This is a genomic window from Murinocardiopsis flavida, from assembly GCF_003014485.1.
Lineage (GTDB): Bacteria > Actinomycetota > Actinomycetes > Streptosporangiales > Streptosporangiaceae > Murinocardiopsis > Murinocardiopsis flavida.
Genome location: NZ_PYGA01000037.1, coordinates 26,874 through 43,879, shown reverse-complemented (window position 1 = coordinate 43,879; position 17,006 = coordinate 26,874). Strand labels below are relative to the sequence as shown.

Below are 17,006 nucleotides of genomic sequence, written 5' to 3'. Positions count from 1 at the left end.
GCGGCACGAAGCACCACGCTGGACCGGTCCCGCCAGTCGTGCATTCCTGGCGGCAGCACGTCTGCGGTTGGGGTCAGGTGCCCGGGTCGCCTGTGGTGCTTCGTGCACGCTCGTGCTTCGCGCGCAGCGGCGGCCTTCGACGCGCGCGGGGCTCACGGGTGGTCGTGGGAAGGGCCGGGCTCCTTACATCGACGGCATTGGGATCAGCATCCGACCGGCTCGGACGCGAGGGCTCGTGCGGCGGCGTCCTCGGCGGCGGCGCGGTCGGCGGCGACCAGGCCGATGCGGGTGCGGCGGTCCAGCAGGTCGGCGGTGTCGAGGGCGCCCTCGTGGCGCACCGCGAAGCGGAGTTCCCCCATGGTGACCCCGGCGGCGACCGGCTCGGCGGCGTCGCCGGAGGCGGCGGCCACCAGCCCGGCCTCGGTCCCGTACCTGGCGACGAGGCGGCCGGGGGCCGCCACCGCGTCGAGCGCGGCCCGGTCCGCGGCGCCCACCAGGGGCAGCGACCGCGTCCGGCACGGCCCTGCCGCGACGCCGGGGCGGGCGGCGACCGCGTCGACGGCGTCCTCCGCCATGCGCCGGTAGGTGGTGAGCTTGCCGCCGACCACGGTGATCACCCCGGACGGCGCGGTGCGGACCGCGTGGCGGCGCGACAGGTCGGCGCTCGTGCCGCCGCGCGTGTCGAGCAGCGGACGCAGCCCCGCGAACGCGCCGATCACGTCGGCGTCGCGCAGAGGGGTGTCCAGCGCGGTGTTGAGGACGTCGAGGAGGAAGGCGACGTCGGACTCCGGGGCGTCGGGGACGTCGGGCAGCGGGCCGTCGACCGGTTCGTCGGTCAGCCCGGCGAACACCCTGCCGTCGGCCTGCGGGAGGGCGAACACGTAGCGGTTCGCGGCACCGGGGACGGGCACGGTCAGCGCGGTGCGCGGGTTGCCCAGCGATTCGGCGCGCAGCACGATGTGCGTCCCCCTGCTGGGGCGCAGCCGCACGTCCGGTGCGAGCCCGCCCGCGTGGACGCCGGTCGCGTTGACGACGGCCTTGGCGCGGACCCGGATGCGGCCGCCGCCGAGCGTGTCGTGGAGGTCGGCGCCCTGGGCGTCGGCGCGCAGCACGGCGCACCGGGTCAGGATCCGCGCGCCGTGCCCGGCCGCGGTGCGCGCCAGCGCGACGACCAGGCGGGCGTCGTCGACGAGCTGGCCGTCGAAGGAGAGCAGCCCGCCGCGCAGCCCTTCGCGGCGGACGGTCGGCAGTATCCGCAGGGTCTGCTCCCTGGTCAGCCGCCGGGAGCGGGGCAGCAGCCCGGGGTCCGTCCCCGCTGCGGCGCGCAGCGCGTCGCCGGCGCGCAGCCCCGCCCGGGTGACGGCCGCGGCGAGGGGCGGCAGCGCCTCGTGGACCGGGATCACCATGGGGAGCGTGCGCACCAGGTGCGGGGCCGTCGCGGACAGCAGGACGGCGCGTTCGCGCGCGCTCTCGTAAGCGACGCCGAGCTGGCCTTTCGCGAGGTAGCGCAGCCCGCCGTGGACGAGTTTCGAGCTGAACCTGCTGGTGCCGTAGGCGAGGTCGGCCCGTTCGGCGAGGACCACGGACAGCCCGCGCGACGCGGCGTCCAGGGCCGTCCCGGCGCCGGTGACGCCGCCGCCCACGACGAGCACGTCCACCTCGGGGGACGCGGCGAGTTCGGCGAGTTCGCGGTCGCGCCGTGCGGCGTTGAGCGAGGTCGACGGGTCGATGGTCATCGCGGGCTCCGTTCGGTGGCGGCGTTCACGGGCGCGGCGGAGCGGGCCGCGAGGTAGCCGTCGAGGAGGGCGGCGAGTTCGGCGACGAGCAGGCCGTCGTCCATCGCGTCGGCGGTGAGCCGGCGGGAGGTGGCGGTGTGCTGCACGACCACGAGTACCATCCGCGCCAGCGCCTCGGGGTCGCCCGCGCGGATCGAGCCGTCGCGCTGCCCCGCCTCGATCTCGGGCCGCACGAGGTCCAGCGCCGCGTACTGGCTGGTGCCCAGCCGGTGGAAGGCGTAGGTGGCGAGCAGCTCCGGCTCGTGGTCGATGACCTTGGCGAAGAGCGGGTGGTCCAGTAGCCCGCGCAGCACGCCGCACGCGTTGCCGACGAGGCGCTCGCGCACGCTCACGGCGCCGCGCTCGACGGCGGCCGCGGCGAGGATGCCGCGCAGCTCGCGGGTGAGCAGGTCGGCCACCAGGGAGGAGACATCGGGCCAGCGGCGGTACACGGTGGGGCGGCTCACCCCGGCGCGCCGGGCGACGTCGGTGAGGGTGGTGCGGCGGACGCCGAACGCCTCGACGCAGGCGCGGGCGGCGTCGAGGATCGCGTCATCGACGTTACGTATTGACGTCATATGTAAAACTGTACGGCATGAGTTCGCCTGCGCACCGCGTCCCCGACATGTCCTGGTTCGCCTGGGGAGACCCGGAGCATGCCGCGCCGCTGCCCGACTCGGTCCGGGACCTGGTCGCCCAGGCGCTCGGCGTCGAACTGCGCCCGCGGCCGCCCGTCGCGGAGGACGCGGTGCGCCTCCCGGAACCGGCGCTGCCGGAACCGGCGCGCGCCGCCCTCGCCGCCGCGGTCGGCCCCCGAAACGTCCGGGACGACGCCGCCACCCGGCTGCGGCACAGCGGCGGCAAGAGCACACCCGACCTGCTGCGGCGCCGAGCGGGCGACGCGTCGGACGCACCCGACGCCGTCGTCTACCCCGCCGACCACGACCAGGTCCTCGGCGTCCTCGAAGCGTGCTCGGCGCACCGGGTGGCCGTCGTCCCGTTCGGCGGCGGGACCAGCGTGGTCGGCGGGGTGGAGCCGGAGCGCGGCGGGTTCGGCGCCGTCGTCGCCCTCGACCTGCGCCGGCTGGACCGGCTGGTCGCCTACGACCCGGAGTCCATGACCGCCACGTTGCAGGTCGGCCTGCGCACACCAGAGGCCGAGGAGCTGCTCGCCGGGCACGGGTGCACGCTGGGCCACCTCCCGCAGAGCTACGAGTTCGCGACCATCGGCGGGTACGCCGCCACCCGGTCCACCGGGCAGGCGTCGGGCGGCTACGGGCGCTTCGACGACATGGTGGTGGCGCTCACGGCGGCGACACCGAGCGGCACGGTGCGCACGGGCCGGGCCCCCGCCTCCGCCGCGGGGCCGGACCTGCGGCAGCTGCTGCTCGGCTCCGAAGGGGTGTTCGGCGTCATCACCGAGGTCACGGTGCGGGTGCGGCCCCTACCCGAGGCAAGGCACGACGAGGCGTGGTCGTTCCCCGACGTCGCGGCGGGGACGGCGGCGCTGCGCGGCCTCGCCCGGTCGGCGCTGCGCCCCACCACCGCGCGGCTGTCCGACGAGACCGAGACCTTCGTCAACGCCGCCCTGTCCGGGGCGCGGGCCGAACCCGGCTGCCGGATGGTCGTCGGCTTCGACGGCACCGCCGCCGACGTCGCCGCCCGGCGCGCCGCAGCGGCGGACGTCCTCGCGGGCGCCGGGGGCACGCGCGCGGACACCGAGGCGGTACGCGAATGGCGGAGCTCCCGGTTCCACGCCCCCTACCTGCGCGACGCCCTGCTCGGCGCGGGCGTGCTCAGCGAGACGCTGGAGACCGCGACGTCCTGGGCGAACCTGGCGGCGCTCGACGCCGCGGTCCGCGCCGCGCTGAGCGGCGCCCTCGACGGCGCGGATGCGGGCGGGAGCGCGATCGTCATGTGCCACGTCTCGCACATCTACCCGGCGGGCGCGTCGCTGTACTACACCGTGGTCGCGCCCGCCGGGGCGGACCCGCTGGCGCGCTGGGCCGCCGCGAAGCGCGCGGCGGGCGACGCGATCGCGGCGAACGGCGGCACGATCAGCCACCACCACGCCGTCGGTGCCGACCACCGCCCGTGGATGGCGGCCGAGGTCGGCCCGCTCGGCGTCGCGGTGCTGCGCGCGGTCAAGCGCACACTCGACCCGGCGGGCGTCCTGAACCCCGGCAAGCTGATCCCGGACGACTGAGAGGCTGGTGGGGGTGCCGGTCCGGCCTGCCCCGATCAGGACGTGCTTCGGCGGTCGCTGCTGCGCAGCAGCGACCGCCGAAGCACGTCCTCTCGGCCAAAAACCGGTCCGGCACCCCGGCGGTCACTCAGCGGGCCGCAGCCGACCGGGTCGGGGGTCAGCCCGGCGGGCGCGCCCGCTCCAGGCGGGCCGCCGCTCTGCCGGGGGAGCGGGCGTGCCGGTTCAGGCCCTTCCACGGGCAGTCCGCGCGCGCGGCGGGGGCGCGCACCGTCCACTCGCGGGCGGACCCGACACCGTCCAGCTCCTCCCACGGCACCGGTGTGGCGACGGGGGCGTCCGGCAGCGCGCGCACCGCGTACGGCGCGACCGCGTGCTGAGCGAAGGAGTTGCGCAGGTAGTCGAGGAACAGCCGGCCGCGCCGCTTGTCCTTGCGGACCTCGGTGGTGAGCCGGTCGGGGTCGCCAGCCGCCGTCGCCTCGGCGATGCCGCGGGCCAGCGCGCGCACCTCGTCCACGTCCATCTCGGGCCGGATGGGCGCGACGACGTGCAGCCCGCGCGAGCCGGTCGTCATGACGAACGCCGCCAGCCCGATGCCGTCGAGGACCGCGCGGACCCGGTGCGCCGCCGTGCGCACGGCGGCGAAGTCGTCGTCGGACGGGTCGAGGTCGAGGATGATGCGGTCCGGTGTGCGCAGCGCGCCGGCCCGGCTCAGCCACGGGTGCGGGGTGATGACGGCCTGGTCGGCCAGCCACAGCAGGGTGGCGGTGTCGTCGCAGACGACCATCGGGATCGAACCGCCCTGCTCGCGGGGGACCTCCACCGAGCCGACGAAGTCGGGGGCGTGGTCGGGGCGCCGCTTCTCGAAGAAGCCGCCGACCCGCTCCGAGCCGATCCCGTCGGGGAACCGGTGCATCGCGATGGGGCGGCGGCGGATGTGCGGCAGCATCCGCGGCGCGACCGAGCGGTAGTGCTCGGCCAGTTCGCGCTTTGTGGGCCCGCCGGAACCGAACAGCTCCTTGTCGGGGCGGCCGAGCCGCACGGTGTGCCGCCCGGAGCGCAGCACGGCGCGGTCGGCGCTCATGGCGCCGCCCCGTCCGCGTCGCGCGCGACCTCGCCGAGGTCGCGTCCGGTGCGCACCGATTCCGGCTCGGTGCTGGTCGGCCGGCGCCGGGCGTCGGCCGCGGCGTCCTTCACCTTGACGAGCAGCCACGCCTCCTCGTCGCCGGTGCGGAACCGGTTCAGGGCGTAGCCGCCGCTGAGCTTGGTGCCGGACAGCAGCACGGACACGTGGCCGTGGCGCAGCCCCTCGGCCATGTCCAGCGCGCGGCCGTTCTTGTCGGTGGTGTTCTCGTAGGTGCCGGTGTCCCACACCAGCACGGTGCCGCCGCCGTAGTCTCCGGCGGGGATGGTGCCCTCGAAGTCGGCGTAGTCCAGCGGGTGGTCCTCGGTGGGCACGGCCAGCCGCTTGACCCGCGGGTCGGTCGAGGGGCCCTTGGGCACGGCCCAGGACTTCAGGACGCCGTCGACCTCAAGTCGGAAGTCGTAGTGGTCGGCGCGCGCCGCGTGGTGCTGGACGACGAACCGCGGGCGCCCGCTGCCGTGCCGGACCTCCCCGCGCGGTTCGGCGGTCCGGTCGAAGTCGCGGCGCCCGCGGTACTCCTGGAGTGGCTTCTCGCCGCCGCCCATCGCGATCCCCTCGTCGACGGTCCCGGCGCGCGGCGCCGGTTCGCTGTCAACGGCCGCACTACCCGGGTGGCGTGCCGGTATGCGGCGGACGCGCGGCGCGCGGCGACCGGGAGTGTTTTGAAAGGGCTTTCGGGTGCCCCTACTGCGCCGCTTCGCGATGGTCGCGCAGCGGGGGCCCGCCTGGTTGGCCGTTCGAGCGAGATCGGCGCAGCGAGGCGGGGTCGGGCCCCGCTGTGCGATGCTGCGGAGCTTGCGGAGCGCCGCACAGTAGGGGCGTGGCCGCGAGCCCGAAATGGCTTTCAAAACACGACCGGAGCGGGCCCCGCCGTGTCGCCGCGGCGAACGGGCCGCGGTCACCGAAGATCAAGTCAGGGCCGAACCGGGGGAACCGTGACGGCGAGTGACGCATCGACTCCTGTGGCGGGTCCAATGGGGCAATGTCCCGTATCCGATTGCACCCGCCTCTGATCACCGACCGACCGACCCATGAGGGGGACACTTCCCTATGCCCACCAACCGGAGGAACACCGGGCGCCCGCGCGGCGCGCGGCCGGCCGCCGCGGTGCTCGCCGGCGTCCTCGCCACGGGGTTCACCGTCGCCACGGGCGCCTCGTCCGCTGCGAACGCCGACACGGCGGCCCCGATCTGCACCTCCGACGCCCACCCGGAGGTCGCGAAGAAGCTCGGCGCGGCGATCCAGCAGGCGGCCGACCAGCGCAAGGGCCGGATCGCCGTCGGGGTGTCCGCCTACGACGGCGACCTCACCTGCGGGCTGAACCCGCAGGCGGAGTTCGACGCCGCCAGCGTCGGCAAGGTCGTCATCCTCGGCACACTGCTGCGCACGGCGATGGACGAGGGGCGCGAGCTCACCGCGAAGGAGAAGGAGCTCGCGACCGACATGATCACGGTCTCGGGAAACGACTCGACCGTGGAACTGCGCGACCAGCTCGGCGCCAAGCGCATCCAGCGCTTCCTCGACCTCGCGGGGATGGACGCCACCACGCTGCACCCCAAGGGCTCCGTGGGGCTGATGAAGATCAACACCACCGACGAGCTCACGCTGCTGCGCCTGCTGCGCACGGACAACGACGTGCTCGGCGCGGCCCAGCGCGACTACGCCCGCAAACTCATGGGCGACGTCGTCGCCGACCAGCGGTGGGGCGTGCCCACGGGCGCACCCGCCGACGCTGGCGTCTACCTCAAGAACGGCTGGCTGCCCTACGACAACACCGACACCTGGCGGGTGAACAGCATCGGCGGCTTCCAGGGCACGCCCATCGGCGACTACGAGATCGTCGTGCTCACCGATGACAACGCCGGTATGCAGTACGGGGTCGACACGATCGAGTCCGTCGGCACGAAGGTGCACTCCGTCCTCAACGGCGACTCCTCCCTCAAGCGGCTGACGGGCCGCGACCTGCCCGAGGAGAAGTCGGACGGCTCCGACCGGACCTGACGCCCCGGGCACGCGAGGGCCGGACCCGGCGCGCCCGCGGCCGGCCCTCCGCAGTCTCCCGCCCGACCCGGTTCCGCCGGGGTGTTCGGCGCGCCGCCGGGCGGATCAGTGCGGGAGGAAGGACGTGATGCGGCGCGCCACCTCGTGCGGGCGTTCGAGGTGCATGCCGTGGCTCGCGTCGATCTCCTCGACCACGATGTTCGGGCGGGCCGCGGTGAGGTCCGCGAGGTCGCGGCGGAGGCCGGCGCGGTGGGCCGCCATCAGGGGGCCGAACTCCGCGGGGAGCGACGGCAGGTCGCGGGCCGCGAGCACCACCAGGAAGGGTGCGGTGACCGCTCGGAAGGACGGCAGCGCGTCGGCGAACTCGGGCGCGTCCCGCAGCGCCGCGGCCACCTCGGGGCCGGGCCGCAGCCGGGTGGCCGCGCCCGTTGCCGCCAGGCCGCGCCGGGCCGCCTCGACCACGAGCCGTTCGTCGGCGCCGTGCGCGGCGGCGAGGCCGCGCCGGGCGTCGATGAGCGCGGCGACCTGCTCGTCCGTCAGCGGGTCCGCCGCCATCGCGGTCTGGGCGTCGAACACGGCGCGCAGCCGCTCCAGGTCCGCGTGCAGCCGCCGCGGCTCCATGCCCGCGTAGTTGCGCGCGGCGGTCGCGGCCGAGCGGTGGCCGTCGAGGGACACCGCGGCGCGGCAGCCGGGGGTGCGGGCGGCCCACATCCCGGCGAGCATGCCGCCCAGCGAGTGCCCGACGACCGCGGTGTCGCGCAGAGCGAAGTGCGCGGCGACGGCGTCGAGGTCGCCGAGGACCGCGTCGAAGTCCCAGGTGCCGTCGCCGGAGCGGCCGTGGCCGCGCAGGTCGACCGCCAGCACCCGGTGCTCGCCGCGCAGCAGCGGGACGAGGCCGCCCCAGTCCGCCAGGTTGCCCCCGGCGCCGTGCAGCAGCAGCAACGGGGGACCCGCTCCGCCGTGGTCGCGTACCGCGATGGGTACCGGCCCGGTGCGGACGACGGTGTCGTCCGCGGTGTTGGTCGGCTCGTTCACCGGCTCCTCCTGATGTCGTCGCTTGCTTCGGCGCGGGTGTCCAGGCGCGCCCGGATGGAGGCCGTGGTGACCCCGCCGTCGGGGTGCTGCGCCAGCTTCTGCCGCTTGACCAGGTCGTGCACCCCTTGGCGGGTGATCCCGAGCATCGCCCCGGCAACGGCGAACGGCACCCGGTCGGCGGCGGGATGGCCGAGGCGCCGCGCGACGACCCGGCCGAGCGGCGTGCGCCACCAGTGCTCCGGGGGGTCGAACGGGGCGTCGCCGGGGTAGAGCACGGCGATCATCCGGACCGCGGTGTGCACGGCGCGCTCGCGGTCGGGGCCCAGCAGCAGGGCGGCCCATGCCTCGGAGTCGCGCGCCACGCGGCGGCGCATCGGGTCGGTCGCGATGTCGGACTCGAACAGGATGCTCAGCGGGTCGAGTAGCCGGCTCGTGACGAGTCGGCGCAGGTCCTCGGCCAGTGCCTGCCGCTCCGTCGGTTCGTTCGCCCCGTTCATGGGCCTCCTCGGTTCCGGTTGCTTGACGGACAATAGCAAGTACTTGTCAATCATTGTCAAGTAGCGCGCTGCCGGGTTCCCTCGGCAAGGGGTCGCCCGGGCGCTTCCTGTGATTGGCGACCTGACCCCTGGCGGGTCACCGGTGCCGGGCCCCTCGCGGCACCGGCGCCCCGCTCGACTAGAAAAACTTGACTAGCAAATGGCGGCGACCTACGCTGAACGCTCCACTAGTCAAATTTGATCAGCTGAGGTGTGCTGTGCAGGTTTCCCAGGATCAGACGGTGACCCCCTACATCATGGTCGGCAGCGCCGAGGGCTTCGCGACGTTCGTCGAGTACGTCTTCGGGGCCGAGGTGCGCAACGTCAACCGGCCCCCCGGCCACCCCGAGCGCGTCATGCACGCCGAAGCGCTGATCGGCGGCAGCACCGTGTTCTTCGCCGACTCCGACGGCGACGGCCGCCAGTGCCGGGAGCCCTTCCGGCCCGGCGGCGACCCGGGCACCACGCACATGTGGACCGCCCCGGCCGATCCCGACGGCGCCTACGCCAGGGCCGTCGAGTCCGGCGCGGTGCCGGTCGTCCCGCTGGCCGTCCAGGACGACGGCGGCAGGTTCGGCGGGTTCGCCGACCCGTTCGGCACCCTGTGGTGGGTCACCGCCGCCGCATGATCCCGGAGCGGGGCCGGTGGCGGCCCGCCCGCGGCGCGCTCACCGGCCCTCCTCGCCCGCCATGACGTAGGCCCCGCCCTCCAGCCGCGCGATGAGCCCCCGCGCCCACTCCGCCCGGCTGTCGGCGGTGTGCAGCCACATCCCCAGGACCTCGCCGACGAGCCCCCAGTTCTCCCCGTCGGCGCCGGGGGTCCAGTCGCGGGTGACAGCGGCGCGCCAGTCCTCCATGGTCCGCACCCGCCGGCGCAGCAGCGCGATGGCCTCGGCGCGCGGCAGGTCGTCGATCAGCCCGATGGCGGCGCTGAGGGTGTCGAGGCCCTGGTCGTGGTCTGTCACGGCATCGCGCAGCAGGGCGGTGTAGGCGTCCTCGCCCGCGGCGGTGAGTTCGTATTCGACCCGCGGCGGGCCGCCCGCGGTGCTCGGCGCGGTCTCGTGCGAGCGCAGCAGCCCTTCGCGCGCCATTTGCTTGAGCGCGTGGTAGATCGATCCGGGCTTCGCGCTGGACCACTCGTTCGCCGCCCACGACTCCAGGTCGCCGCGCACCTGGTAGCCGTGCGCCCGGCCGTTCCTGCGCACCGACCCCAGCACCAGCAGCCGTATCGCCGACATCGTCCGCCCGTTCCCCGTCGAATCCGCTGTTCCCGGGGCCACCCTAACCGGCGCCGACGGGACGGGCGGGCCCCGATCCGGCCGGGCCGACCGGGCGCCGGGTGTCGCCGTCCGGTGAGGACTTGCTTACGTACGGTGCCCCGCGCCGGGCCGCCGCGGGGCCGCGCGGCGGGGAGCAGACCGCGGACCGGGCGGGAGTGCCGGAGGCGCAGGTCCGAGCTGCCCCCGGCATTCTGCAATGGCAATACCGGTGGCCCGTTCCCGGTTGACCCAAAGGGCGCCGTTCCCATTGATCCGCGGAATTCCCGGCGTACGGACGGTGATAGGCCCTTGACGGGACGTGGATGCCGAATTACGGTCTAGACCGCTCGGACGATGTGAAATGCCGCGCGCTCCCACTCGGGTTCCGCGGCGTTCTGCTGATCGCACCGACTCAACCGTGGGAGGAATGCCGATCGCCCTGGAACAGCGTCGACCGCGATCCCGGTGAGCTCCGCGCCCCGCCCGCCCCAGCGGCGGGAACACGGTCTCACCAGCCGCGATACAGGGTGCCACCGGCACACTTCCACTTGAGGGTTCCCGCACGTCCCCTCGTCACCCCGCTGTCGCCTTTTCCCGTACCCGGGTGGATTCCGCTTGCGGAATCCGGTGCGGGGAATGGCGCTCCGAATCGAAGAAGGGCCTGCGATGAACCTCAAGAAGAAGCTCATGTCCGCTGCCGGAGTCGCCGCCGCGACCCCGCTCATTTTCGTGCTTCTCCCGGCCGGAACCGCGAATGCCCACGGCTATGTGTCCTCTCCGGCCAGCCGCCAGGCCCAATGCGCGGAGGGATCGGTCGAATGCGGCGCCATCAAGTGGGAGCCGCAGAGCGTCGAGGGCCCCAAGGGCCTGACCAGTTGCAGCGGCGGCAACGAGGGGTTCGCCGAACTCGACGACGACGGCAAGGGCTGGGCGGTCCACCCGGTCGGCACGTCGATGGACTTCACGTGGACGCTCACCGCCCAGCACGCCACCGACACCTGGGAGTACTTCGCCAACGGTGAGCGGGTCACGGTGGTCGACGACGGCGGCGCCAAGCCCCCGGCCCAGGTGACCCACAAGGTCGACCTCAGCGGGCTGAGCGGCCAGCAGAAGATCCTCGCGGTCTGGAACGTCGCCGACACCGGCAACGCGTTCTACGCCTGCATCGACGTCAACGTCGGCGCGGCCTGACCGCAGCGAACGAACGCGTGCGCCCCGGTCCGTGTGCGCGGACCGGGGCGCCCCGCGTCAGACGGCGGCGTCGCGCTCTGGCGCGCCCTGCCCGTCGGTGGTCCGCGAGTCGTCGGTGTGCACCAGCATGTGGCGCAGGCCGTACAGGCACAGTGCGGTGACCAGCGCGGTGCCGGAGATGTACAGGCACATCAGCCAGGGCCGCTCGTCCCCGATGACCAGCAGGTAGGTCAGGACGAGCGGGGTGAGGCCGCTGGAGACGATGCTCGCGAACTGGAACACCACGGAGATCCCGCTGTAGCGGATCCGGGCGTCGAAGAGTTCGGAGTACAGCGCGCCCTGCGGCGCGAACATCAGCGGGTACGCCACCCCGAAGACGACGACCAGGACGGCCGTGACCACGGCGAACGACCCGGTCTCGAACAGGCCGAACGCGGGGAACGCCGCGAGTCCCAGCGCGACGGCCCCGGCCCCGTACACGCGGACCCGGCCGACCTTGTCGGAGACCAGCCCCCAGAACGGGATGAAGAAGACCGCGACGACCGCGGCGATGGTCACGGAGATGAGGACCGCGTCCTCCGTCATCTGCTGCTGCGTCGTGAGGTAGGTGACCGAGAAGACCGCCCAGGTGTTGAACGCGACCCCTTCGGCCCACTTGGTGCCCATGGCGAGGAAGATCGGCGCCTTGGGGACCTTGAGCAGTTCGAGGAGCGGGGCCTTCGCGATCTCGCCGCTGTCCTTCAGCTGGCGGAAGGCCGGGCTGTCCATGAGCTTGAGCCGGATGACGAGGCCCACGATGATCAGCACCACGGAGAAGAGGAACGGCAGGCGCCACCCCCACGCGAGCATCTGCTCGTGCGTCGTCGCGGCGGTGAGCACGGCGAAGACCGACGTCGACAGCACCAGGCCCACCGGCACCCCGATCTGCGGCCAGCTGCCGTACAGGCCCCGCCGGTTCTTCGGCGCGTACTCGACGGCGAGCAGCACCGCGCCGCCCCATTCCCCGGCGATCGCGATGCCCTGGGCGATGCGCAGCAGCATGAGCAGCAGCGGCGCCCAGATCCCGATGGACCCGTAGGACGGCAGCAGCCCGATCAGCGCGGTGCACACCCCCATGATCATCATGGTGCTGATGAGCGCCGACTTGCGGCCGATGCGGTCGCCGTAGTGGCCGAAGAGCAGCGCGCCGACCGGCCGTCCGATGTAGCCGATCGCGAAGGTGCCGAAGGCGAGGAGGACCCCGACGAGCGGGTCGTTGTCGGGGAAGAACACCGAGTTGAAGACCAGCCCGGCGGCGAGCCCGTAGATGAAGAAGTCGTACCACTCGATCGTGGTGCCCACTGCTGAGGCGAGGGCTGCTGTTCGCCGTTGCTTGCTGGTCGTCGCGACCGGGGGCGCGTCGGACATCGGTCCTCCTGGGTGGCGGCACGGGACAGGACCGCGGCCGGGCCGCGGTGGGGTGAGTGGTTCGCTGCGGCGCGGCGGTGCGCGGGCGCCGGGGCTGCGCTCAGGCGGAGCCGGGAGCAGCGGTGTCCGCGACGAGTTCGCCGTCGCGGAAGACGGTGCGGCCGCCGATCTCGATGGTCGGCGCGTGGAAGACCATGTCGACGTGGATCCCCGCGTCGACGATCTCGATGCCGGGGTCGGCCGGAGTGGTGCCGACCGCGATGTGCGCGGTGCCGTAGCACGACTCCGCGCTGGTCACGTTGTCGATGAGCAGGGCGGTGTCGTTGAGGCCGATACCGACCTCGCAGACGTCGAATGCGTGCGGGCTGCCGGTGTCGCCGAGGAGGCGGCGCAGCCGCTCGGCCTCCGGGGAGCCGTGGATCCGCACGGCGCTCCCGTTCTCGACCTCGACGGTGAACGGCTCGCTGACCAGGCCGATCCCCACACAGTACGCGTCGACCACGATCGTGCCCGTCGCGGTGCCGGGCACGGGGATGACCCCGGCCTCAAGGCACGGCGGCGCGCCGAACTGCCCGGGGCTCTTGGCGAGCCCGGTGAGCGCGCGGCCCGGGCGCCCGGCCGTCGACAGGGTGATGTCGGTGCCGGCGGCGGTGGTCAGCCGCATGGTCTCGGACGCGGTGACGATGTCGGCGACGCCCTCGATGCGCGGGGCGAGCCCGGCGAAGTCCGCGTACACGGCGCCGGGGCCGGCCAGCATCGCCTCGTCGATGTCGCCGATGAAGAGGTAGCGGAGGCCGTTGCGCTGCCCGCGCTGACGCGCCTCGCTGTGCTGCACGAACTGGGTGGTCAGCTCGATGACGATGTCGGCTCCGGTGAACCCCGCCGCGGCGACCGGGCTGGGCTGCGACCGGGTGATGGCGGTGCGGCGCATCTGCACGAGGGTCGCCTCGGCGCCGGTGTCCTCGACCGCGGTGCGGAAGAGGGCGGTGATCTCGGCGGGAAGACCGTCGTCGGTGAGGATGAGCACCTGCTCGCCGGCTTGGGGTGCGGCGCACGCCACTAGGCGGGCGGCGCCTCGCAGTGCCCGTTCCGTCATTGGACGGCTCCTGTCCAGCTAGTGGTCTTCGGTCTGACCAAACTAATGTAGTAGTTTAGGGCGGTCAAGAGTTTCTTTGTTCGACATATTGTTGACGTGGGTGTGTCGACGCGGTGTCGGGATCGACGGGCCGACGATGAGCGACTGGAGTGAACGGTATGGATCTTGACCTGGCGCCCGTGGACCGGGCGCCTACCTATGAGCTGGTCATATCCCGGCTGAAGAACGAGATCTTCGCCGGCCGGCTGCGCGCTGGCGACCGGCTGCCCGGCGAAAGGCAGCTGTCGGAGCAGCTCGGCGTGTCGCGGGCCTCGGTGCGCGAGGCCATCCGGGCGCTCCAGGCGCTGGAGATCGTGAACGCCCGGCCCGGCAACGGGCCGACGTCCGGCCTGATCATGACGGCGCGCCCGCGGATCGCCCTGTCGAACCTGCTGCGCCTGCACGTCGGCCTGGCGAGCTACTCGGTGGCCGACCTCATGGCCGTCCGGGTGAGCCTGGAGGCCCAGGCCGTGACCACGCTGGTCGCGAAGGACCACATCGACCTGGACGGCCTGCACGCCCTCCTCGACCGCATGGCGGCCCCCGGCGTCACCCCCGACGAAGCACAGGACCTCGACGCGCAGTTCCACCTCTCGCTGGCGTCGCAGGCCGACAACCCCCTGCTCGCGGACATGATGCAGGCGCTCCGCGACGCCATCGCCACGTCGATGCTCGACGCGTTCCGGGCCCAGCCCGACTGGCCGGCGTTCGCCGCCGGCATCGTCGCCGAGCACCGCGCCATCGTCGACGCCCTCGAAGCGCGCGACGGCGCCCTCGCGGTCCGGCTGATGCGCGACCACGTGGAGGCGTTCTACGACGCGGTCGCCGACCGGATCGAGCCCGGCGCGACCGGAGCGACCGCCGCGATCGGCGACCCCGAGGCGTAGGGCGGCCGCGGCGCCCCGGGCGGGGTGCCGCGCGGTGCGGCGGGCGGCACCGGCCCCGCCGCACCCCAGTGCGCCGGCCCGCCGGTCAATCGGCGGCGGCACCGAGCAGCGCGTCGCGCAGGATCGCCAGCGCCGTGTCCGCCTCGTCGGCCGAGACCGTCGTCGGCGGCATCAGCCGCAGCACGTTCTTGTGCACACCGCACGACAGCACCAGCAGCCCGCGGTCCAGCGCCAGCGCGCGCGCCCCGGCGACCACGTCGGAGGCCGGCGCGCCGTCGGCGTGGCGCAGTTCCACGCCGAGCATCACGCCGCGCCCGCGCACGTCGGAGCGCAGCGGGAGGTCCGCCGCGATATCCCGCAGCCCGTCGCGGAGCCGGGCGCCGACCTCGGCAGCGTTGGCCAGCGCGCCCCCGCGCAGCACCTCGATGACGCCGAGCGCCGCGGCGCAGGCGAGCGGGTTGCCGCCGAAGGTCCCGCCGTGGGCGCCGGCCGGCCACCGGTCCATCAGCGCGTCGCGTGCGACGATCGCGGAGAGGGGCAGGCCGTTGGCGATCCCCTTGGCGAGGACCAGGACGTCGGGGGCGACCCCGCTGTCCTCGTAGGCGAACATCGTCCCGGTCCGGCCGAACCCGGTCTGGATCTCGTCGAAGACGAGCGCGATCCCGTGCCGGTCGCACCGCTCGCGCAGGCCGCGCAGGAACGCCGCCGGTGCCGGGAGGTAGCCGCCCTCGCCCTGGACGGGCTCCACGACGATCGCCGCAACCTCGTCGGCCGGCAGGATCAGGTCGAACAGCTCGTCGAGCTGCGCGAGGCACCGGCGCACCTCGTCGTCCTCCGAAACGCCCCTGGCGAACGCGGTGGGGAAGTCGACGTGGTGCACGGGCGGCATCGCGGTCCCGTACCCGGCGCGGTAGGCGGCGGTGGACGCCGAGAGCGCGGTGGTGGTCAGGGTGCGGCCGTGGAAGCCGCCCTTGAACGCGACCAGCGCGCCGCGGCCGCTGACGCGCATGGCGAGCTTGACCGCCGATTCGAGCGCCTCGGCGCCGCTGTTGGCGAAGAAGACCTTGTGGCCGGGCCCGACCAGGTCGACCAGCGTTTCGGCGAGGTCGACGTAGCCGGGGTAGATCCCGATGTTGTGCCCGGCGTGGACGAGCTCGTCCAGCTGCCCGCGGATCCGGGCGAGGACGGCGGGATGCCCGTGGCCCACGTTGGTCACGGCGACCCCGCTGGCGAAGTCGAGGATCGTCCGGCCGTCGTCGGTGGTCACGTGGGCGCCCTGGGCCCGGACGACCGCGAGGTCGGTGTGCCGCGCCGCGGCCGGGGGGAACAGGTCGGCGGCGCGGTCCCGCAGGCTGCGCTGCGCCGGGCCGGTGTGCGGGGGAGCGGAGTCGATCATGCCGAGGCCCCTTCCTGAGCCGAGGTCCCGCTGCCGTCGGGCAGGACGGGGGCGCCGTTGGCGAGGATCACCCGGCCGTCGACGCACACCCTGGCGTCGCGGGTCACGATGTCGCAGTGGCCGGGCGCGCGGATGCTGCTGCCGAAGGTGATGCCGTTGCCGATGCCGACGTGCATCGTGCCCAGTTCGGCCTCGTCCTCCAGGCCGCCGCCCGAGCCGATGCGGGCCTTGGGGTTCATGCCGAGGCCCAGTTCGACCGCGCTGTACATCTCGGGGTCCCCGTAGGACTCCAGCACCTCCCGGAACCGCGCGGCTTCGGGGCCGCCGTCGATGTCGGTGATCCGGCCGGCGGCGAACCGGATGGTGACCGGCTGCTCGGTCGGGCCGCCGGGGACGAGCGCGCCGTCGACGACCATGACGCCGTCGAGGGTGCCCTCGTCGGGGGCGATGGCGACCTCGATGCACGGGGGCGGGGAGATCGTGCCCGGCTCGTGGCAGATGCCCGATTGCGGCACGGCCGACTTGCCGGCGATGCGCGCCGTGAGATTCGTGCCGGCGGGGCTGGTCACCGTGTACTCGGAGCCGGCGTCCAGGATGGCGGCGAGCCGGTCGATGACGCCCTTGCGTTCGAGGAAGTCGATGTCGAGTGAGCCGTCGAGGAACACCTCGTCGCAGACGTCCGGCATGAAGATGAGTCGGGCGCCCGCAGCGGACGCGGCGATCCGCGCGGAGCTGTGGTTCACCGAGAACGTCGTGGGGGCGACGATCGCGTCGGCGGCGGCCATGGCCGCCGCGACCGGCGCGGGCGGTTCCTCGCCGTGGCGGCTGCGCGGGGTCATCGACAGCTCGACGACCTCGGCGCCGATGATGTGGCCGGCGGCGGCGAATGCCGCGCCGTACCGCCCGGTGGCGGAGTCGGTGAGCACCAGCAGCGTTTCGTCGTCGCGGAGGGCGAGACACTGCTCCAGGATGCGGTGGGCGGGTCGGAGCAGGAAGTGATCGACCACGGGATCTCCCGTCTCTGTGTATAGGAGTAT

16 protein-coding genes are annotated in these 17,006 nt (G+C 73.8%); 5 read left to right on the top strand and 11 right to left on the bottom strand.

All coding sequences use genetic code 11. From position 1 onward, the window contains the following. Positions 1-203 precede the first annotated feature (203 nt). The gene (locus tag CLV63_RS31260) at positions 204-1,736 is read right to left on the bottom strand and encodes a glycerol-3-phosphate dehydrogenase/oxidase (protein WP_211301565.1); all 1,533 of its coding nucleotides are present in this window, start codon (positions 1,734-1,736) and stop codon (positions 204-206) included. Continuing rightward, the gene (locus CLV63_RS31255) at positions 1,733-2,353 is read right to left on the bottom strand and encodes a TetR/AcrR family transcriptional regulator (RefSeq protein ID WP_106586850.1); all 621 of its coding nucleotides are present in this window, start codon (positions 2,351-2,353) and stop codon (positions 1,733-1,735) included. The genes CLV63_RS31260 and CLV63_RS31255 overlap by 4 nt, the downstream gene beginning before the upstream one ends. 17 nt (positions 2,354-2,370) lie before the next feature. Between CLV63_RS31255 and CLV63_RS31250 the strand changes: the two genes are divergently transcribed. Further along, a complete protein-coding gene (locus CLV63_RS31250; RefSeq protein ID WP_394339822.1) occupies positions 2,371-3,981 on the top strand; it encodes an FAD-binding oxidoreductase in 1,611 nt (536 codons plus the stop codon). Between the two features lie 157 nt (positions 3,982-4,138). Here the strand turns inward: CLV63_RS31250 and ligD are convergent, their stop codons facing one another. Next, entirely contained in the window at positions 4,139-5,062 is a 924-nt protein-coding gene (gene ligD / locus CLV63_RS31245) for a non-homologous end-joining DNA ligase (protein WP_106586848.1), read from the bottom strand. After that, positions 5,059-5,667, bottom strand: a complete 609-nt coding sequence (locus tag CLV63_RS31240; RefSeq protein WP_106586847.1) for a DNA polymerase ligase N-terminal domain-containing protein — start codon at positions 5,665-5,667, stop codon at positions 5,059-5,061. Before CLV63_RS31240 ends, ligD begins: the two co-directional genes overlap by 4 nt. Before the next feature lie 505 nt (positions 5,668-6,172). Between CLV63_RS31240 and CLV63_RS31235 the strand changes: the two genes are divergently transcribed. Beyond that, positions 6,173-7,123 carry a serine hydrolase gene (locus CLV63_RS31235; RefSeq protein WP_211301564.1) on the top strand — a complete coding sequence of 317 codons (951 nt, stop codon included), beginning with the start codon at positions 6,173-6,175 and terminating at the stop codon, positions 7,121-7,123. A 105-nt stretch (positions 7,124-7,228) separates the two neighbouring features. On the opposite strand, the gene CLV63_RS31230 is transcribed toward CLV63_RS31235, so the two are convergent. Further along, positions 7,229-8,158, bottom strand: a complete 930-nt coding sequence (locus CLV63_RS31230) for an alpha/beta fold hydrolase (protein WP_211301563.1) — start codon at positions 8,156-8,158, stop codon at positions 7,229-7,231. Beyond that, a complete protein-coding gene (locus tag CLV63_RS31225; protein WP_106586846.1) occupies positions 8,155-8,655 on the bottom strand; it encodes an acyl-CoA-like ligand-binding transcription factor in 501 nt (166 codons plus the stop codon). The genes CLV63_RS31230 and CLV63_RS31225 overlap by 4 nt, the downstream gene beginning before the upstream one ends. Before the next feature lie 281 nt (positions 8,656-8,936). On the opposite strand from CLV63_RS31225, the gene CLV63_RS31220 reads away from it, so the two are divergent. Next, positions 8,937-9,323, top strand: coding sequence for a VOC family protein (locus CLV63_RS31220; RefSeq protein ID WP_211301562.1), 387 nt, complete (start codon positions 8,937-8,939; stop codon positions 9,321-9,323). 39 nt (positions 9,324-9,362) lie between these two features. On the opposite strand, the gene CLV63_RS31215 is transcribed toward CLV63_RS31220, so the two are convergent. Beyond that, a complete protein-coding gene (locus CLV63_RS31215) occupies positions 9,363-9,932 on the bottom strand; it encodes a PadR family transcriptional regulator (RefSeq protein WP_106586845.1) in 570 nt (189 codons plus the stop codon). A 687-nt stretch (positions 9,933-10,619) separates the two neighbouring features. On the opposite strand from CLV63_RS31215, the gene CLV63_RS31210 reads away from it, so the two are divergent. Beyond that, positions 10,620-11,144 carry a lytic polysaccharide monooxygenase auxiliary activity family 9 protein gene (locus CLV63_RS31210; RefSeq protein ID WP_106586844.1) on the top strand — a complete coding sequence of 175 codons (525 nt, stop codon included), beginning with the start codon at positions 10,620-10,622 and terminating at the stop codon, positions 11,142-11,144. Between the two features lie 57 nt (positions 11,145-11,201). On the opposite strand, the gene CLV63_RS31205 is transcribed toward CLV63_RS31210, so the two are convergent. Both CLV63_RS31205 and CLV63_RS31200 read right to left on the bottom strand, forming a co-directional pair. Beyond that, positions 11,202-12,551, bottom strand: coding sequence for an MFS transporter (locus CLV63_RS31205; protein WP_106586843.1), 1,350 nt, complete (start codon positions 12,549-12,551; stop codon positions 11,202-11,204). Between the two features lie 100 nt (positions 12,552-12,651). Beyond that, positions 12,652-13,647 carry an aminopeptidase gene (locus tag CLV63_RS31200; protein WP_146165716.1) on the bottom strand — a complete coding sequence of 332 codons (996 nt, stop codon included), beginning with the start codon at positions 13,645-13,647 and terminating at the stop codon, positions 12,652-12,654. 158 nt (positions 13,648-13,805) lie between these two features. Here CLV63_RS31200 and CLV63_RS31195 point away from each other — a divergent pair, with 158 nt between their 5' ends. Continuing rightward, entirely contained in the window at positions 13,806-14,573 is a 768-nt protein-coding gene (locus CLV63_RS31195; protein ID WP_106586841.1) for a FadR/GntR family transcriptional regulator, read from the top strand. An 85-nt stretch (positions 14,574-14,658) separates the two neighbouring features. Here the strand turns inward: CLV63_RS31195 and CLV63_RS31190 are convergent, their stop codons facing one another. Together CLV63_RS31190 and CLV63_RS31185 are read right to left on the bottom strand one after the other, a co-directional pair. After that, complete coding sequence (locus CLV63_RS31190) at positions 14,659-15,969, bottom strand: aspartate aminotransferase family protein (RefSeq protein ID WP_106586840.1); 1,311 nt, start codon at positions 15,967-15,969, stop codon at positions 14,659-14,661. Next, on the bottom strand, positions 15,966-16,976 hold the full coding sequence (locus tag CLV63_RS31185) for a leucyl aminopeptidase (RefSeq protein ID WP_106586839.1): 1,011 nt from the start codon (positions 16,974-16,976) through the stop codon (positions 15,966-15,968). The genes CLV63_RS31190 and CLV63_RS31185 overlap by 4 nt, the downstream gene beginning before the upstream one ends. Between the last annotated feature and the right edge of the window lie 30 nt (positions 16,977-17,006).